Below are 16,504 nucleotides of genomic sequence, written 5' to 3' on the forward strand. Positions count from 1 at the left end.
GATAGATTAGACTCGATTTTTAATATTTGATTATATTAAGAAAAGAGAAAACTATGCACATCAGGGACATCCGCATATCACATTTATCAACGCGCGACGGTGATAAATGAACATTCCCAACCTCTCAGGCTATCTGAATCAGTTTCAAATCTTTATCAAAATTGCCGAAACCGGCAACCTCTCGCGAGCGGCCAGGGAACTGGGGCTGACGCCGTCGGCGGTAAGCAAGAGCCTTTCCCAGTTAGAAAGCATCACCGGCAATCTGCTCATCAATCGCGAAAGCCGCCCCTTCCAGCTGACTCTGGATGGACGGCGTATTTGACCTCAGCCAGGACCGGGAACCTGAGATAAATCTTTAAATATGCGATAGCCCGGTGATATCTGTCTCAAAGTGCCATACTGAACTCATCCGATTAGCAACAAGGATTTGTCCTCTTAATATGAAAAATATATTTTCCTCACTCTTTGCCAGCCCCGAATCCCTTCTTCAAGTCATGAGCCGTCAGGATATTATGGAGTCGATCCAGGAAGGCGATCGCATTATCGTTGATGAAGATGGCAACGTCTCTGTTAACCCGACCAGCCCGGAAGTGCAGGATGTCTTTTTTCAGCACGTCCAGACGCTAAAGGATGTCTGAATGGGTACCGCTATTTTTATGGTTCTGATGGTCTGTGGATACTGGTATACCAGTCGGGACCTCTCTACGCGGCTTAAAATCAAACGGTCGTTTGGCTGGGATGTTTACTTCCTTGTGGCGCTGTATGGCTGCATATTTGTATTACAGGGCCTGTTAGCGACAGCGATTATATGGTCGGTATTATTGGGTATTTCTACAGTAAACAATCTACTTTATCCCGCACCCGGCGCGCATCTTAACCTTCACAGTGAGTTTATGACCTGGAGCTTTCTTGGCATTCAGGCACCCGTGGTGATCATGCTGGGGCTGGCGATAATCTTTTGTCTCTATCGATCAAACTGGGCGCTTAGCGCAAGACTGAATGCCGGTAGCAGAAAGGATCTCTATCAGCGACTATCGCGTTCTAATGGCATCGAACAGCTGCTATTTCAATGTATGGAAGAGGGCGAGTTAGCCTGGGTGACACTCAAATCACGCAGAATCTATATCGGTATGATCCATGCAGCCACGTTTGAATATGAAGGTACGGCCAATATTGTGCTAATCCCCATGTTGAGCGGTTATCGCGATTCGAGAACGTTGAAACTGGCTATTGAGCATAATTACAGTCATTGGTATGAACAGCACGGGATTGATTTCACCTCTCAGCCGAAGAACGTGCTGTCTTTTCGCAAAGTTATTATGGTTTCCCAGATTGAAAGTTTGTCCCTTTTCGATCCTGCACTCGCTAACGCTCTGGCGCCAGAAAGTGGAATTGACAAGGGGTAAGCGCTGTGTTCCTTGCCTAATTTGCTGACATTAACTTAATTAAGTTTTGATTAATTTTCATTGCTGCCGTCAGTCATAGGAATTATCTATTTGTGCCGCTTTACTTCGTAATCTTGCCCTATACTCAGCTTCTCAGAGGGTTATGCATTACCTGTGGAGGCATTACGATGTTGCAGATGTTGATAAAACGAAAGAAGGGCCGAACGCATAATGAGGATCGTAACTTAGCCTTATTATTAGCCACCACTGCCGGAATTCTCAACGCCATGGCATTGGGTGCTTTCGGTATATTTCCTTCCCATATGTCCGGCAATACCTCACAAATTTCTTCTGAAGTTTCTAATTCCGACTTAAGTGATTTATCGTTTCTTGCCGCGATTATTTTGGCGTTTGTCGTCGGGTCGATGGCTTCACGAATGCTGGTGATTAGCGGTGTCAGAAATAATATCAGAACCATTTTCAGCATCATTCTGCTGCTGGAAGGTATCGCGCTGGCGATGATGTCGCTGTTTGAAAAATTCTACTATTCCCACGCCAACAACCGTGAAGTGATCGTGTTCCTGGGCTTTCTGATGGGGCTGCATAACTCCACCTCCACCCAGCTCTCTAACGGGCGGGTGCGTTCAACGCACATTACCGGCACACTGACCGATGCCGGTATTGCGCTGGGATCGCTGCTGTGCGTCAGCCTGCGCCGGGACCCGTCGCGCGATCTGAGGGCGCACAGCAACCAGCTCTTTACGCATCTGGTCACTATCGTTTCCTTCCTCGGCGGCGGTATCTGCGGGCTGCTGCTGTTCAAGATTTTCGGCTTTAACTCGATGATTGCCATGGGCGTATTTCTTACCCTGGTCGCCGTGCTGTCGATTACCGCAACGGTTTATCAGGTAAGACGGCGCGGTTTGAGCACCTGCTGATTCACGCCGAGGCATCCCACAGCTGCATGATCTGTGTAATCGCGTTATTCAATTACCGCATGGTCATCCGACTACTGGCTGACCCTTGCCGCACGGTTTTTTGCCGGTATGGCAGCCGGACTGTCGTGGAGCCTGCTGGCCGGTTACGCCCGGCGGATGGTGGCCGTTCATCAGCAGGGAAAGGCGCTGGCTATTGCGATGGTGGGTACACCGATCGCCTTATCCCTGGGGCTACCGCTGGGTACCTGGCTTGGCGGCATAACGGGCTGGCGCAGCATATTTACGGCGATCTCCGCGCTGACGATCGTACTGGCAATATGGGTACTGGCCAGGGTGCCTGACTATCCCGGGCAGCAGCGCCATGAACGCATGCCCCTGCGGCAGGTGCTAACCACCAGAGGGGTACGGCCGGTGCTTAGCGTGGTCATTGCCTGGATGCTGGCGCATAACATTCTCTACACCTACATTGCGCCGTTCCTTGCATCCGCCGGTCTGGCGTCCTCCGTGGATATTGTGCTGCTGATCTTTGGGTTATCCGCGCTGTTGGCGATTGTCGTCACCGGGAAGTTAGTGGATCGGCATCTGCGCAGCAGCGTACTGGTGAGCCTGGCGGTATTCGCGCTTGTTTCACTGGTATTTATGTTCTGTTCGCAGCAGCCTGTTGCGATCTACCTCGGTGTCGCGGTCTGGGGATTAAGCTTTGGCGGTGCGGCCACGCTACTGCAGACGGCGCTGGCGGATACGGCAGGTGAGGGGGCAGACATCGCGCTGTCGATGAACGTGGTGGCCTGGAATGGTGCGATTGCTGCGGCGGGTATTTCCGGCGGGATACTGCTGGATAACTGGGGAGCACCGGCGATGCCGCCGGCACTGATTCTGTTGCTGGCCGTCGCTTTTGTTATCACCTGGCGGGCACGGCAGCATGGCTTTCGAAAAGGAGCGCGAATGGGGCATTAATTGACACGCGGTTCACTCTGCGGAAAATATCGTCAGGCCGCGGCAGATCTCGCAGGTAACTGAATAAATTACGGTTCGTTTCCTTCATTTAGAGACGGTTCAAACCATAACGAGCGCTGCGCCCGCCGCCGGGACAGGCCAGCAGATATCCGAGCTCAACCAGCTGTGCCAGATGGCGCGTGGCGGTGGCGCGGCTAACCTTCGCCACCGCCTTATACTGACTGTTATTGATGCCGTCGCTAAAATCGCCGTCAAGCAGGCGGTTAAGTACCTTAATCTGCTCGGCGCCAATCTGCGCGGCGTCGAACTGCTGCCAGTAGCGAGTTTTAAACACGGTTTTATCGATAACCGCCAGCGTTTCTTCAATCGAGGCTCTGAGCATGTCGATAAACCAGCTCAGCCAGGCGGTGATATCCAGCTCGCCGCGCTGGGTATTTTCCAGCACCTGATAGTAATCCTGCCGATGGATATTAATCGTGCGCGACATCGCGTAGAGCCTGACCGTGTTGCTTTCCGCCTGGGCCAGCGCCAGATCCATAATCAGGCGGCCAATCCTGCCGTTACCGTCTTCAAAAGGATGAAGCGTTAAAAATCTCAGATGGGCAATCCCGGCGCGCAGCAGCGGGTCTAGTTCCGGATCGTTGCGGCTGTCGTTAAACCACTGTAAAAATGCATCAACGTCGTCGGCAATCGACGCGCTGTCCGGTCCTTCAAAATGCACAACCGGTTTTTCAAGGCGCCCTGAAACCACCTGCACCGGACCGCTGCGTAACTGGCCGCCGACAATGGGATAGAGCAGACCGGAACCGGCGGGGAAAAGCAGGGCGTGCCAGTGCAGTAATCGCTCCAGAGACAGCGGCTGGTCGAGGTTTTCAATAGCATCCAGCGCCGAAGCCACCAGGCCTTCGGTTTTTTTATCCACGGCATAGGTCATGCCGTCCTCAATACCGAGATGATGCGCCAGCGAGGATCGCACCGAATGGGCGTTGACGCGTTCTCCTTCGATATCACTGGAGTAGAGAATGTTGGCCAGAACGTTATCCAGCGTGCTGTTTGCCTCATCCAGCAACATGCTGCTACCGTAGAGTTTTCCCTGTAAAAAACGCGTGGCGCGCAGCAGCGGCTCGATGCGCTGACGATCCCAGCTGAACGCCGGCCAGTTTTCCTGCTGCCAAATCCACATATGCGGCTCCTGAGCTGAATAGATGTCTTATTCTACTCATATAATGAGTCAAATGTAATGCGTATTTGCATCATGGCGGGATGAAGAAAATGGTGTCGCTACGTGAATTGTCGCTGGTTATCCCACACGATAAGCTTCAGAATTCGCGTAGCGCGATCGTTTTTAAACGGAAAAATCGAGAAAGAAGGGTCATCACAGTGCGTATTCATCATTCTACTAAAGCCAGAAAGCTTTACCGCAAGATCAATACAACCACCAGGGGCGTTGATCGCAACGATAACGGCGGTGAGTACCGTTGGCAACGACACAGCAAAAATAAGGTTGATGAAAATCTGCCATCGCGTGAAGGCATGCATGGCCAGCGTGGCCGGGGCCGTGACTACACGCCGTTATATAAATTCCTGCTCAGCAAAGTGGGCCAGGTCTGGGACGACGTCTACAGTGAGGCGGTCAGCCGATTGGACAAGCCAGAACCGATTTTCTACATGGTCATGCTGCGCAGAAAAGAATGGCGCAGCTATGTTCGCTGCGATGAATCGAGTTTTTACAGTGGGCTGTGCATCGATGATGCAGGTTTATTGCAAAAGGTGAACCCGGCATTTACCGCAGAAGACATCCCGGTGAGGTGTGATTGCTGCACATATACATTTAACGGCGAGCCGGTGCCGGTAAGCAGTAAGAACTGGATGAAGCCGCTTGAAGAGGAGAATTGGGAATGATGGATTCTGGTTATGCAGCGGGCCGGTGGAACAGTTTTAGGGGAAGCAACTCCGGTCGTTATTTGAGGGGAGGTAATGTGGCTGGGTCTGATGCTGCCGGAGATAGTTAATTTAACATAATATACATTATGCGCACCAAGACTGTTAGAGCAATTTAGTAATGTCACTTTTTAACCATTTAGAAATGTCCCTTTTTGGCATAAAGGCTCTGAGCTTTGTGGCTGCTACAGGGGCTGAAAAATGTTGGTGACTATGTCTGAAAAAGAGTTAGTTCGCGCCCAGGTTATCCAGGCTGTTTGTGAAAAACGGTTACGTCGGCGTGATGCTGCGAGTCAGCTGGATCTTAGCGAACGCCAGATCCAGCGTCTGATGGATAAGTTCCGCTCGTCAGGCACCCCTGGGTTGGCCAGTTTAAGACGTGGCAAACCGGGAAACAATAATCTTCCTGAACAACTTAGAATGAAGGTTCTGGCGCTGCTACGTGAAAATTACAGCGACTTCGGACCTACACTGGCCACAGAAAAACTCAGGGAACGCCACCAGATAACGATCTCTGTAGAAACCGTTCGTCACTGGATGATTGTCGCCGGCCTCTGGGTTCCCCATGCCCGACGCAGGCCTCGGGTCTACCAACCACGCTATCGCCGCGACTGTCTCGGCGAACTTATTCAAATCGACGGCTCTCACCATGACTGGTTTGAGGGCAGGAACTCAGGACGCTCTCAAAATCGCTGACATTCCAGTACGATAAGATGCTTTATCTGGTTGAACCTTCGGAAGAAAACACGCGAATCGCCGGCGAAAAAAATCATGGTTTATGACTATCCAGACGGCACGCTGGCATTCAAATACGGCCACAGGACGTTGTCGTATCAGGTCTACGACAAGCTGGCCTGTGTTGACCAGGGTGCCATCGTGGACAACAAGCGGCTGGGCGCAGTACTGAAACTCGCACAGATTCAGCAGGATGAACGCGAACGGGACGGTAAAAGAGAACGCAGTAAGAAGATGCCCAAACGGCGCGCTCAGGCAAGGATTCAGGAGCAGCTGAAAGCCATCAATCCGGTACTGACCAACCCTGAAGAATTCAGGGCCAGCCTCAAACGATAACCACCTGCCCACCCTGCTCTTTCAGACTGAATCACAGTAAAGGTGACATTTTAACTTTGGAACTGAGGGTGACATTTCAACTTCGGGTAGACAAAGACTGTTAGCCCAAAGCGATAATGTCGTGTTTTACCAAAGTTAAAATGTCGCGTTTCCGGTAGCCTGCTTTTTGTTTTTACAGACAATCCGGAGCGTCGTAATGTTGGTGACCATGAGCCAGAAAGAACTGAGTCGCATTACAGTACTGCAGCAGATTTGTGACAAACGCCAATAGCTGGGTTTCCAATGGACTGGTCGATGCATTACGTGATGATTTTACGGTTGTTTATCCTGATTTATTAGCCCATGGCAAAAGCGCAAATATCATCAATGCTGCATTCGATCAGAAAAGTCAGGCAGATGGCATCAGGCGCTTAATTGACAGTTTGGGCGCTAAAAAAGCCCATGTTGTTGGCTATTCTTCTGGCGCATGGCTGGCGATTAGCCTGGCCAAATATCATCCAGAGAAGTTATCTTCATTAGTCATTGGCGGATGGGATGTGCAGAATGGCTTACCCGAGGGACCAAACGGTCGCCTTGATTTCGATGCATTTTTCGCCTTTGCTCAGGAAACGGCTCCCGCATTAACGACATGGGTATCCGCTGAAAATAAAGCACCGCTGCGCTCAACCTTTGAGGCATTAGCTGGGTATGAGGGCTTAAAAGACGCCCCGCGGATCGCTGATATCAACATTCCCAAACTGTTTTGGGCAGGCGAACAGGATATCTATTATCAGCCGTTAAAGGACTGGTCGGAAAAAAATCGGCAGGCATTTATATCCGCGCAGGGCGACCATGTCAGTGCGATAACAGAGCTTGCACCGGATACTATTGTGCGAATTCATTACTTCCTGAAAGACGCGCGTTAACCACAATCGGCAGGAATAGCCGCCTGCCTGATTAACCCCGTAATCACTGATGGAGCAAATGTGCGCCCCGAACGTATCGTCATTTTAGGTAATGCAGGAAGCGGAAAATCAACGTTGTCCCGAATCCTTGGTGCAAAAACGAATTACCCGGTGGCGCATCTGGATCGGTTATTTTGGGGACCACAGTGGACAAAACCAGAACCGGCAGCTTTCCGCGCCCGGGTGAGCGATGTGGTAAACACGGAAACATGGATCAGCGAGGGGAACTATCCTCGCAGAACGTTCGACCTGCGTATACCTGCTGCCGACCTGATCGTCTGGATGGACACGCCCCGTATCATCTGCCTGTTCAGGGTATTAATGCGGTCACTGCGTAATCAAAAAAGATCTGATTTACCAGACGGCTGCACGGAGAAAATCAATGCCGAGTTTTTCGCATTTCTGCACTACATCTGGAAATTCGAGAGTAACGACAGGCCAAAAATCGAGAGGCTTCGCCTTGAATATGGTCCGGAGGTGCCAGTGATCCACCTTAAGAATAAACGCCAGATCGAGCAGTTCCTGTCCTCTCTTTAACTTCCCTGCCCCATTCCTCCCAGCTGCCAGTAAGGTGGCGTTCCGTAAACACCAACGAAATGGTCAATCACCGCCCTTACATTCAGCGGTGGATGGCGGGCGTTGGGATAAATGGCGGCGATATGCTGCGGCTCGGTGTGAATGGCCGCCTCGAAGTCGGGCATGATGCGCACCAGTCCACCTTTATTCAGGCTGTCATTGATCAGCCAGTCGGGAAACAGCACCAGTCCCATCCCATCAATTGCGCTGGTCAGCAGAGATTCCGCATTATTCGAAGTCAGTAACCCTGCCACCGGATAGTGTGTCCAGCTCTCCCCTGGCTGACGGAAAAGCCAGCGATTGGGGCCGGAAGAACCGCGGTAAACCAGACACTTGTGCTGGCTGAAATCGGCAGGCGTCGCCGGCTGGCCGTGCTGTTCTAAATACTCGGGTGATGCCGCCAGATAATAACGCTGCGAGGCGAATATACGCGCGTGGAAGGAGGAATCGGTCAGCGTGCCGATCCTGAACAGCACGTCGGTGGCATCGCGGTGTGGATCGATAAAATCATCCGTCAGCATCAGCTCCATCTGTAAGCGGGGATATCGCCGGGACAGCGCCGTCAGCCAGGGCGCAATATGGCGCTGGCCGAAGAAAACCGGCGCGTTAATTCGGATCAGCCCGGCGGGTTCGAGGGATCGGTCCTGCATCTCTTTACGGGCTTTATTCAGCTGTTCGGTCATGCTGCGGGCGTAGTCAATAAACAGTCGGCCCGCTTCGGTTGGGATAACGGCGCGGGTATTGCGGTAGAACAGCTGCTGGCCAAGCGAGTCCTCTAACTGAATGATCACGCGCGAAACCATAGAAGCCGACACGCCTTCCCGCCTGGCAACGGCGGAAAAATTCTGTTCATCATACACGCCGATAAAAAATACCAGCGTGCGGAAATTTATGCTGCCAGCATCAAACATTATCCCGATTCCTGCAAAGGTGTTTCCTGAATTATACCGTTTTTCATGATGCAGCGCTGCTATACCATCGCAACCCTAAATTATCGGGGACTGACTTATGCAGCTTATTTTTATACTACTCGTCGTTGCCGGCGGCATGGGGTTATCGGTTGAGGCGGGATTGCTGGGGCCATTAGGAAATGAAGTCGGCGGGCTGTGGGCAACGTTCAGCGTTTTTGGCGTAGGTGCCGCGCTCACCTTCCTGCTGATGCTGTTCTTTAGCCCCCGCAGCAGTCCTTCCTTCTTCACGCAGCCATCATGGACCCTGCTGGGCGGTATTCTTGGTCCGGTGTACGTGGTGATCCTGACCGTGGCCGTGCCGGTGATTGGTATTGCAATGACGATGATCGGCATTCTTGCCGGGCAGGTTTTCAAAAGCGTGGTGATTGACCACTACGGGCTTCTGGGTACGGCGCATCGCAAAATTGACCGTAAGCGGTTTATTGCGCTGATCTTTATTATTGCCGCACTGATTCTGGTGGCAAAGGGCTAAGGTGAAACAATGAATATAGTGATGATTATCCTGGCCGTGATCGGCGGTGCGGTACTGAGTATTCAGGCTGCGATAAACGGCAAATTAGGCAGCGAGGTCGGCGTATTTCGCAGCGCATTTCTGACTTTCTCGCTTGGTGCGCTGGTCAGCGCCCTGCTTATTTTCTTCTTTGAACCGGCGCAAAATTTAACCCTGCTGGACGTGCCGAAATGGCAGCTGCTGGGCGCACTCTGCGGCGTGCCTTATATCGTGATCATGGTGCTGGCCGTTCAGCGTATTGGTGCGGCCGTTGCAACGGTGGCGGTTATTTTTGGTCAGCTGGCGATGAGCATGCTGATTGATAATTTTGGCTGGCTGGGGAATGAAGCGATCCACTTTTCCGCAACGCGGCTGGGGGCGGTTGTCTGCCTGGGGATCGCGCTTTACTTTATTTATTCCAGCAATAAAACAGATACCGAAAAGTCTGGCGGCAGCCAGGCTTCAGCTGAAGCCTGAAGCCTGAAGCCTGAAGCCTGAAGCCTGAAGCCTGGTAATATTCGGCACCACGAATGCCCTGTGGTAACAGCTATCTCGTTGCCGCCGGGCTTAATCTTCCCGCATCCAGCGCCGCAGTAAATACAGCATCACCATGACGGCGATGCCAATCAAAGCTGCGCCCGCAAAAATCACTGATGCATTGCCGGGGATAAACTCCATAAAGGAGGACAAAAACTGCCCGGAAAAAATCGCCATTGACAGCCAGGCAAGATTTCGCCCGCGTACGTGCGCCTCGCTCAGTTCGACGGTCATGTGATTAACCAGCGGCACCGACAGGCCAAAACCGCATCCCATCAGAACCCCTCCGGCGATAAACGGCACGACCCCAGATGATGCAGAAAAGATCAGGTGCGCCGCGGCATAGCAGGCAAAAGCGGCGTAGAGCGTACCGAACTCCCCCAGACGTTTTACCATTTTGGGCATGATTGCTGCGGCGATGACGGCGATTAGCGAGACAAATGACAGGAAATAACCCGTTTCCGCCGCGCCGATATTAAGCTGATGAAACTGCTGCGGAATAACGATTACCCCGGTAAAGAAGCACAGCATAGAAGCTGTTGCAGCAAATAATACCGTTTTGAGCTGACCGCTGGCCGGGGCTGCATTTCGGATCACCTCCCCGCTATCGTCGCCTTCCGGCTCGGCGGATGGCCTGGGCACAAACATTAACTGCATCGCCAGTAACAGCCAGGCGACAAGATAAAGCAAAAACGGCCAGCGCCAGCCCAGACTGGCCAACAGTCCGCCAATAAACAGAAAGATCACCCCGCCAAGTTCGATCGACATGCCCTGGGACGCGATCATTTTCATCCGCGCCTGCCCGCTGTAGAACAGAGAAATCAGCACCGTACCTGCGGCCATCACCACCGCCGTTGCACCGCCAAGCAGTAACCTGTCTATCATTACCGGGAGCGTGCCGTGAAGAAGTACGCCACCGCTGCCTGACAGACCGTAGCAAAATAGCCCCCACAATAGCGCCCGGTAAGCCCCTACCCGGTCAATAAAGCGGCCAGCCAGTGGCCCAAAAATTACCACGCCCAGCGACGGAACGGTTACCAGCCAGCTGGCCGCTGAAGACGTGCCCAGATTTTCAGCGACCGCCGTTAATCCGGGTACGATTACACAGCCCACCATGATGGTCAGGCAGGCCACCGCCAGTAACGTAAACGCGCCCGTACTTTTTATTTGGTTCATCACGGCCTCAAAATATCCGAATAATGGTTATCAAATCCAATATGTGGTCATTATTTTTAAGCTATATTCTTAGCAAGTCAACACGGGAAAGGTAAACTGAATGTCAGCGAAGCGCGTTCGTTAAAAGAGCCAGCCATTTTATCCATCAGGCGGATAACGCGTGATATCCTGCTGTAAGATGTTTTAAACCGGAGATGAAGATGAGCAATGATGCAGACAGCAGTGGTTCACAGGTTATTGCCCGGGCCGCCACAATTCTGCGGGCGCTGGAGCTACAGCCAAAAGGCATGACCATCTCCAGCCTGTCGCGCGAAACGGGTTTGCCCCGCACCACCGTCCACCGACTGGTCACCTCGCTGGAGTCACAGCAGCTGCTGATATCGGGCAGCACCGGCGTTCGGCTTGGACCGGCGCTGGCACGCCTGGCGGCCTCCGCGCACACCGATGTGATCGCCCTCGCGCAGCCGTCGATGGAAACGCTGGGACGCCGTACGCGTGAAACGGTGGATTTGTGCGTTTATCGCGGTAGCCATGCCGTCTCCGTCAGCCAGTTCGTTTCTGACCAGGAGCTGCGCGTGGTATCCGCGGTGGGTACGGCGTTTCCCTGCCATTGCACCGCACACGGTAAAGCGATTCTGGCGATGCTTGCCGATGAGAAAATTGCGGACCTGCTCGGCGGCCAGCCGGATGTGAGAACGGATAATACCCTGCGAACGCTGCCCCTGCTGCTGGATGACATCCGGCAAACCCGCGCGCGACGTTATGCGATCGATCGCGAGGAACATGCGCGTGGCGTCTGCGGGATGGGCGTTTATCTGAATACCGGGGCCGGTGAACATTACGCGATTTCGGTTGCCGTCCCGGCCCTGCGCTTTGAGGAGAAGTTCTATCACCTGCTCAGTTCGTTGATGCAGTGCAAAGCGGAGATCGAAGCGCTAACGAGCTAACTATTTAAACCCGAAGCCGCTTTTTTCCAGCATTTCTCGCAGATTCTGGCGGCCATCCATGTACTCCAGGCTGACAGCGGCAGACTGCACCGCCTGTTTCCACGTTTTGTCCTTCATGCCCAGGCCTTCACGAAAGGCATGAAAAACCGCCTCATAGCGGTCAATCTGTGTATCCAGGCCATCAGCCTGATAGCGGTTATGGTGTGCAACCACCGACTGAGGTAAGCGGGGTCGAATATCGCCGGGATGCCGGTCATCAGGCCAACCGATCAGCAGCCCGCAGACAACATAGCTTCGTTCAGGCAGATTAATCAGTTCCGCCAATTCTTTCGCTTTATTTCTGGCCGCACCAATGTAAACCGTTCCCAGCCCGATGGATTCCGCGGCAACAGTGGCATTCTGCGCCGCAAGCGCGGCGTCAACGGAAGACATCAGAAAAGCATCCAGATAATCATGAACCTGCGGATAAAGCCCGTCGGCGGAGGTGATAGCGTGGTTGCGGGAGAGATCGGCAATCCATAGCAGTATCGCCGGAGCCTGTTCAATATAACCGTTCGCCAGGCCGTTATCACCGGCAGCGAGCATCCGTACCTGTGCTTTCAGCGACGGTTCAGTGACGGCGACAACGCTCCACTGCTGTAGGTTCGAAGACGTAGAAGCCGACTGCGCAGCGGCAACCAACGTTTCCAGCCAGCCGGCCGGCAGTGGCCGATCGGTAAAGTTCCGTACGGAGCGATGACGTAAAAGCCCTGCTATCTGTGTATTCCAGATGATATTTTCAGGCTGCTGGTCCGCACCATATCTGGCTGCAAGTAGCTGTTGCTGAATGAGTTTGTCAGGCATGTTTTCCTCTTCAAATAGTGGAATGATCGTTAAAGAAATAGGTAAATAAAAAGCCGTGAGGCTTTTTATGGCTTAAATCGTTCTTAACAGCGCGTCGATTGCCTGCTGTTGGTAATCCGCTTCGTGAACAATGCGGCCAAATACTCTGAAGCCGAAATAACCACACATAAAAGATTTCGCCATCACGCTGGCATCTCTATCAGCCGGAAACTCACCGGACGTAATACCCTGAGCGAACAGTAAGGCAAACATCTGTTCAAGCTGTTTAATGTAGTGGCGGCTGAGCCGATCAACGGTCGCATCTTTGGCGGACCTTTCGAGCGGAGAGAAAATCGCCATACAGCCATTGCGTTCAACATTGCTCAGATCGATTTCGGTCCCCTTTTGTAAAAGCAGGCGCAGGCGCTCAGCTACGCTGCCTGAACGGGCGAATATCTCCTGATGAAAATCGATACTGTTTTGGTGATATCGGCGCAGTGCCTCGTGATAAAGCTTTTCTTTATTACCAAAAGCCGCATACAGGCTGCCTCTGCCAAGACCCGTGCTTTCGACCAGAGCCTGAGCAGACGTTGCCTCATAGCCATCACGCCAGAAAGCATCCATAGCAGCGTCGATCACCTGCTGGTCATCAAATTCTCTGGGTCTTCCAGCCATAGTTATCAGCTCTTTCAGTTATGGATTGCACAACTTACCAATTATGGAATGAACAGTCAACAATTGTGAGCAGTGTACTATTTACAGTTTTTTCCTAAAGCCAGAGGTCGCTTCGCGTGGCATTGTTGACCACGTTGTTAACACTAATGACGTATTTTATGAGGGAATATTTATGAAAAAGACGATTATCGCCCTGTCAGCCATTTTACTGGCCACTTCCGCATTTGCCGCCACACACGCAACCGATGAAACCGTCGCCAACGCGCAGGCCGGTGCAAATACCGCTAAAGAAAAGCTGCACGAAGCGCAGCATCAGGGCCAGGAGCAGCAGCTGAAAGCTAAACATGCTGCCGAAGGCAAAAGCGACAGCTTCACTAGTAAAGTGAGTGAAGGCTCGCAGAAGACCTGGAATAAAACCAAAGAAGGGACTGAGAAAGGCTGGAATGCGACCAAAGAAGGCGCGCAGAAAGGCTGGAACAGTACCAAAGAAGGTGCCAGCGACCTGAAGAAAAAAGTGACCGAGTAAACGCTCCTCGCTGATTTACCGTTTGATGCCGCAGCCCGTCTGCGGCATTTTCTCGTTCACCACCGGGTTTACAGCCTGCACGATTTTTGCCACTATACCTCCTTCACCTTCCCTGAGGATGTCTGCCGACATGATTTAATGCCTGTATTCCATCGCAATATCTCCCACATCTTAACCGATGTGAATTTTGATATTGGGCAGGCAGCTATCCTCGTCAGCGTTAATTTCCGATCCGGCATTTCGGCCTGCCCTGTTTATTCAGGAGCACAACTATGCCTGTACACTGCCATTTTTCTGAACTCTCAATTACGTTCAACGACACCGCTCTGTTTCAACAGATTAGCGGCACTCTGACACAGCAAAACCAGGGGCTGACCGGTATGAACGGCTGCGGCAAGTCAGTACTGATGTCGTTACTGGCACAGCGTCGCCAGCCTTCAAGCGGCACGATTAACTGGCTGACACCGTTTTATTACGTTCCGCAGTTAACACGTTTGCCCGGACTGACTCTGGCAGATGCGCTGGGGATCGCCGACATCCGTGCAGCTTTTCGAAGAATGGAAAACGGCAGTGCCAATGCCGATGATTATGATTTCCTTGCCAACAAATGGGATTATCCACTCCGCTGGCAGTCGCTGCTGGACAGTGCGGCGCTGGGTCATCTCTGTCTGGAAAGCCCTTCCTCACAGCTAAGCGGTGGCGAACAGACCCGCCTGGCGCTGTGCCGGGCATTTTTGCAACAGGACTCATTTTTACTGCTCGACGAGCCGGAAAACCATCTCGACAGCACCGGTCGCCGCTGGCTGAGCGAACAGCTGCAGCGGCATCCTTCCGGGTCGCTGGTGATTAGCCACGATCGGCGGCTGCTGAATGAAATGCAGCGCATTTACGAACTCAGTCCTGGCGGGCTGGTGGAATATGGCGGTAATTACCGCGATTTCTCGCAGCAGAAAGAGCGTCAACTCAATGCGTTACGCAGTGAGGAAAAGCAGTTACAGTCCGGCCTGCGTAAAGAAAGGGATGAGCTACAGCGCACACTGGAGAAAAAAGCCCAGCGACGGCGTCAGGGCGATCGCGCCCGTTCTTCGGGGTCGCAGTCTCTGCTGCTGCTGGATATGAAGAAGAACAAAGCGGAGAAGCAGCAGTCAAAAATCACCCAGCGCCACGAACGCGTCATGGCCAACCTGGCTGAGCAACGAAGTGTTGTTAACGAGAAAATCGAGCACGTAACACCGCAAATGCTGAAATTTGCCTACACCGATGAGCAAAAGCGCGTTCGCGTTAACACTCAGAATTTACGTCTGCCTTTTGGCTCGTCGCAGCCGCTCTCCCTGACCATTTCCGGCGACGAGCACTGGCATATCGCCGGGCGTAACGGCAGCGGAAAATCTACCCTGCTTAAAGTGCTGACGGGCCAGCTGGCGGCAGCTTCGGGGCGTTACTCACTACATGGCCACTGGCGCTATCTTGATCAGCACCTTACCCTGCTGAATTTCGCACTTCCGGTGGTTGAAGCCTTATGCGAATTTGACCCTTTAGTTACCGCTGAAAGCTGGCGTACCCGCCTGGGTGCTCTGCGCATCAGGGGCGATAAGAGTCTGATTCCGCTTGAGCAGTTGAGCGGCGGAGAACAGCTGAAAGTTATTCTGCTGGCCTTAACCTGTTCATCCCCCTTGCCGGATATCTTATTGCTGGATGAGCCGGACAATCATCTGGATCTCGATTCCCGTCGGCTGTTAGAGGGAGTGTTGAAATCATATAAAGGGGCGCTGCTGTTAGTCAGCCATGACGAAGAGTTTGTGAATAACTGCGGCGTAACGCAGACTCTGGAATTATGATCGGGCGGACTTGATTTCAACCGTAATCAGACCCGCCCCTTATTCTGACTCACCGATGCTGGCACAGAATCTATTCATCGCCAGCATCGGTAAAGTTTCGTATTAAGCCAGGGTTAACACGTCCGCAACGGGTTTACGCGGCTTCTGCGGCCAGTTGTTATCCAGCGGATACCCCACGACGACCACCATCAACGGCAGTTCCGTGGGCAGCAAAGCAAAGTCTTTTGCCACCCGTTCGGCATCAAAGCCAATCATCGGGCATGAACCCAGCCCCATTCCCTCGGCGGCCAGCATCAATGTCATCGCCCCCAGAGAAGCGGAACGCACGGCCTCATCACGCTGTAACACCGCGTTATTTTCATGGGACGTTACCCAACCTTCTACAGTACGTTGCTCCATGATCTGCGCGTCCACGCTGGGCTGGAGTGCCGCCGCCAGCTGCTGATGTGCAGAGAGCGTACCGCAGATGATGAAGGCCACCGAAGCGTCAACGATCTTCTGCTGGCCCCAGGCGGACGCTTTCAGCAGATTTTTCCCCTCAGGCGAGCGCACGGCAATAAACCGCCAGTTCTGCATATTAAATGCCGTTGGGGCTTTGGTTGCCAGCGTGACCAGAGAGGTAATTGTTTCATCATCAAGAGGACGATCGGCCTGAAAACGGTTAATGGAAATACGTGATTCAATAGCGTTCTGTACGGAAGATTTCATGT

The 16,504-nt window shown here is 52.7% G+C and carries 18 protein-coding genes and 2 pseudogenes; 14 read left to right on the forward strand and 6 right to left on the reverse strand.

Features of this window, described 5'->3' with window-relative positions; genetic code table 11:
- Nucleotides 1-106: 106 nt before the first annotated feature.
- The 5 genes and pseudogenes from IBT46_RS15720 to IBT46_RS15740 form a co-directional block, all read left to right on the forward strand.
- The gene (locus IBT46_RS15720) at nt 107-322 is read left to right on the forward strand and encodes a LysR family transcriptional regulator (RefSeq protein ID WP_200546449.1); all 216 of its coding nucleotides are present in this window, start codon (nt 107-109) and stop codon (nt 320-322) included.
- Between the two features lie 118 nt (nt 323-440).
- On the forward strand, nt 441-638 hold the full coding sequence (locus IBT46_RS15725) for a hypothetical protein (protein ID WP_105593804.1): 198 nt from the start codon (nt 441-443) through the stop codon (nt 636-638).
- Nucleotides 639-1,406, forward strand: coding sequence for a hypothetical protein (locus tag IBT46_RS15730; protein ID WP_105593803.1), 768 nt, complete (start codon nt 639-641; stop codon nt 1,404-1,406).
- A gap of 167 nt (nt 1,407-1,573) precedes the next feature.
- The gene (locus IBT46_RS15735) at nt 1,574-2,323 is read left to right on the forward strand and encodes a YoaK family protein (RefSeq protein WP_200546450.1); all 750 of its coding nucleotides are present in this window, start codon (nt 1,574-1,576) and stop codon (nt 2,321-2,323) included.
- Nucleotides 2,324-2,371: 48 nt separating this feature from the next.
- Nucleotides 2,372-3,280: pseudogene (locus IBT46_RS15740) on the forward strand (MFS transporter); the annotation flags it as partial.
- A gap of 88 nt (nt 3,281-3,368) precedes the next feature.
- Here the strand turns inward: IBT46_RS15740 and IBT46_RS15745 are convergent.
- The gene (locus IBT46_RS15745; protein ID WP_200546451.1) at nt 3,369-4,463 is read right to left on the reverse strand and encodes a Fic family protein; all 1,095 of its coding nucleotides are present in this window, start codon (nt 4,461-4,463) and stop codon (nt 3,369-3,371) included.
- A 197-nt stretch (nt 4,464-4,660) separates the two neighbouring features.
- Here IBT46_RS15745 and IBT46_RS15750 point away from each other — a divergent pair, with 197 nt between their 5' ends.
- The 4 genes and pseudogenes from IBT46_RS15750 to IBT46_RS15765 all read left to right on the forward strand — a co-directional run bounded on the left by IBT46_RS15750 (nt 4,661) and on the right by IBT46_RS15765 (nt 7,773).
- A complete protein-coding gene (locus tag IBT46_RS15750; protein ID WP_200546504.1) occupies nt 4,661-5,182 on the forward strand; it encodes a hypothetical protein in 522 nt (173 codons plus the stop codon).
- A gap of 252 nt (nt 5,183-5,434) precedes the next feature.
- A pseudogene (locus IBT46_RS15755) lies at nt 5,435-6,292 on the forward strand (helix-turn-helix domain-containing protein).
- A gap of 254 nt (nt 6,293-6,546) precedes the next feature.
- The gene (locus IBT46_RS15760; RefSeq protein WP_200546452.1) at nt 6,547-7,197 is read left to right on the forward strand and encodes an alpha/beta fold hydrolase; all 651 of its coding nucleotides are present in this window, start codon (nt 6,547-6,549) and stop codon (nt 7,195-7,197) included.
- A gap of 60 nt (nt 7,198-7,257) precedes the next feature.
- Nucleotides 7,258-7,773: a hypothetical protein gene (locus tag IBT46_RS15765; RefSeq protein ID WP_200546453.1), complete on the forward strand. Its 516-nt coding sequence runs from the start codon at nt 7,258-7,260 to the stop codon at nt 7,771-7,773.
- Here the strand turns inward: IBT46_RS15765 and IBT46_RS15770 are convergent.
- The gene (locus IBT46_RS15770; protein WP_200546454.1) at nt 7,770-8,723 is read right to left on the reverse strand and encodes a LysR family transcriptional regulator; all 954 of its coding nucleotides are present in this window, start codon (nt 8,721-8,723) and stop codon (nt 7,770-7,772) included. The two genes, IBT46_RS15765 and IBT46_RS15770, sit on opposite strands and share 4 nt — an antisense overlap.
- Nucleotides 8,724-8,820: 97 nt before the next feature.
- On the opposite strand from IBT46_RS15770, the gene IBT46_RS15775 reads away from it, so the two are divergent.
- Both IBT46_RS15775 and IBT46_RS15780 read left to right on the forward strand, forming a co-directional pair.
- On the forward strand, nt 8,821-9,255 hold the full coding sequence (locus IBT46_RS15775; RefSeq protein ID WP_105593793.1) for a DMT family transporter: 435 nt from the start codon (nt 8,821-8,823) through the stop codon (nt 9,253-9,255).
- A 9-nt stretch (nt 9,256-9,264) separates the two neighbouring features.
- Complete coding sequence (locus IBT46_RS15780) at nt 9,265-9,750, forward strand: DMT family transporter (protein ID WP_200546455.1); 486 nt, start codon at nt 9,265-9,267, stop codon at nt 9,748-9,750.
- 90 nt (nt 9,751-9,840) lie between these two features.
- Here IBT46_RS15780 and IBT46_RS15785 read toward each other — a convergent pair whose 3' ends face one another.
- Nucleotides 9,841-10,986: an MFS transporter gene (locus IBT46_RS15785; protein WP_200546456.1), complete on the reverse strand. Its 1,146-nt coding sequence runs from the start codon at nt 10,984-10,986 to the stop codon at nt 9,841-9,843.
- Nucleotides 10,987-11,186: 200 nt separating this feature from the next.
- On the opposite strand from IBT46_RS15785, the gene IBT46_RS15790 reads away from it, so the two are divergent.
- Entirely contained in the window at nt 11,187-11,933 is a 747-nt protein-coding gene (locus tag IBT46_RS15790) for an IclR family transcriptional regulator (protein ID WP_200546457.1), read from the forward strand.
- Here IBT46_RS15790 and IBT46_RS15795 read toward each other — a convergent pair whose 3' ends face one another.
- On the reverse strand, nt 11,934-12,776 hold the full coding sequence (locus IBT46_RS15795; protein ID WP_200546458.1) for a nitroreductase family protein: 843 nt from the start codon (nt 12,774-12,776) through the stop codon (nt 11,934-11,936). It abuts the gene before it with no gap.
- Nucleotides 12,777-12,848: 72 nt separating this feature from the next.
- A complete protein-coding gene (locus IBT46_RS15800; protein WP_105593788.1) occupies nt 12,849-13,430 on the reverse strand; it encodes a TetR/AcrR family transcriptional regulator in 582 nt (193 codons plus the stop codon).
- A 172-nt stretch (nt 13,431-13,602) separates the two neighbouring features.
- Between IBT46_RS15800 and IBT46_RS15805 the strand changes: the two genes are divergently transcribed.
- A complete protein-coding gene (locus tag IBT46_RS15805; RefSeq protein WP_105593787.1) occupies nt 13,603-13,956 on the forward strand; it encodes a hypothetical protein in 354 nt (117 codons plus the stop codon).
- A 272-nt stretch (nt 13,957-14,228) separates the two neighbouring features.
- The gene (locus IBT46_RS15810; protein WP_200546459.1) at nt 14,229-15,794 is read left to right on the forward strand and encodes an ATP-binding cassette domain-containing protein; all 1,566 of its coding nucleotides are present in this window, start codon (nt 14,229-14,231) and stop codon (nt 15,792-15,794) included.
- 102 nt (nt 15,795-15,896) lie between these two features.
- Here IBT46_RS15810 and IBT46_RS15815 read toward each other — a convergent pair whose 3' ends face one another.
- Complete coding sequence (locus IBT46_RS15815; protein WP_200546460.1) at nt 15,897-16,502, reverse strand: nitroreductase family protein; 606 nt, start codon at nt 16,500-16,502, stop codon at nt 15,897-15,899.
- Nucleotides 16,503-16,504: the final 2 nt, after the last annotated feature.

The sequence above is a fragment of the Erwinia sp. S38 genome (assembly GCF_016624545.1).
In the GTDB taxonomy this organism is placed as follows: domain Bacteria; phylum Pseudomonadota; class Gammaproteobacteria; order Enterobacterales; family Enterobacteriaceae; genus Erwinia; species Erwinia coffeiphila.

Bases quoted from the DNA above. Each gene is read 5' to 3' on its own strand.
- IBT46_RS15780 (WP_200546455.1), top strand. From the start codon at position 9,265: ATGAATATAGTGATGATTATCCTGGCCGTGATCGGCGGTGCGGTACTG.
- IBT46_RS15800 (WP_105593788.1), bottom strand. From the start codon at position 13,430: ATGGCTGGAAGACCCAGAGAATTTGATGACCAGCAGGTGATCGACGCT.
- IBT46_RS15770 (WP_200546454.1), bottom strand. From the start codon at position 8,723: ATGTTTGATGCTGGCAGCATAAATTTCCGCACGCTGGTATTTTTTATC.
- IBT46_RS15735 (WP_200546450.1), top strand. From the start codon at position 1,574: ATGTTGCAGATGTTGATAAAACGAAAGAAGGGCCGAACGCATAATGAG.
- IBT46_RS15775 (WP_105593793.1), top strand. From the start codon at position 8,821: ATGCAGCTTATTTTTATACTACTCGTCGTTGCCGGCGGCATGGGGTTA.
- IBT46_RS15795 (WP_200546458.1), bottom strand. From the start codon at position 12,776: ATGCCTGACAAACTCATTCAGCAACAGCTACTTGCAGCCAGATATGGT.
- IBT46_RS15730 (WP_105593803.1), top strand. From the start codon at position 639: ATGGGTACCGCTATTTTTATGGTTCTGATGGTCTGTGGATACTGGTAT.
- IBT46_RS15810 (WP_200546459.1), top strand. From the start codon at position 14,229: ATGCCTGTACACTGCCATTTTTCTGAACTCTCAATTACGTTCAACGAC.
- IBT46_RS15805 (WP_105593787.1), top strand. From the start codon at position 13,603: ATGAAAAAGACGATTATCGCCCTGTCAGCCATTTTACTGGCCACTTCC.
- IBT46_RS15720 (WP_200546449.1), top strand. From the start codon at position 107: ATGAACATTCCCAACCTCTCAGGCTATCTGAATCAGTTTCAAATCTTT.
- IBT46_RS15745 (WP_200546451.1), bottom strand. From the start codon at position 4,463: ATGTGGATTTGGCAGCAGGAAAACTGGCCGGCGTTCAGCTGGGATCGT.
- IBT46_RS15790 (WP_200546457.1), top strand. From the start codon at position 11,187: ATGAGCAATGATGCAGACAGCAGTGGTTCACAGGTTATTGCCCGGGCC.
- IBT46_RS15725 (WP_105593804.1), top strand. From the start codon at position 441: ATGAAAAATATATTTTCCTCACTCTTTGCCAGCCCCGAATCCCTTCTT.
- IBT46_RS15785 (WP_200546456.1), bottom strand. From the start codon at position 10,986: ATGAACCAAATAAAAAGTACGGGCGCGTTTACGTTACTGGCGGTGGCC.
- IBT46_RS15815 (WP_200546460.1), bottom strand. From the start codon at position 16,502: ATGAAATCTTCCGTACAGAACGCTATTGAATCACGTATTTCCATTAAC.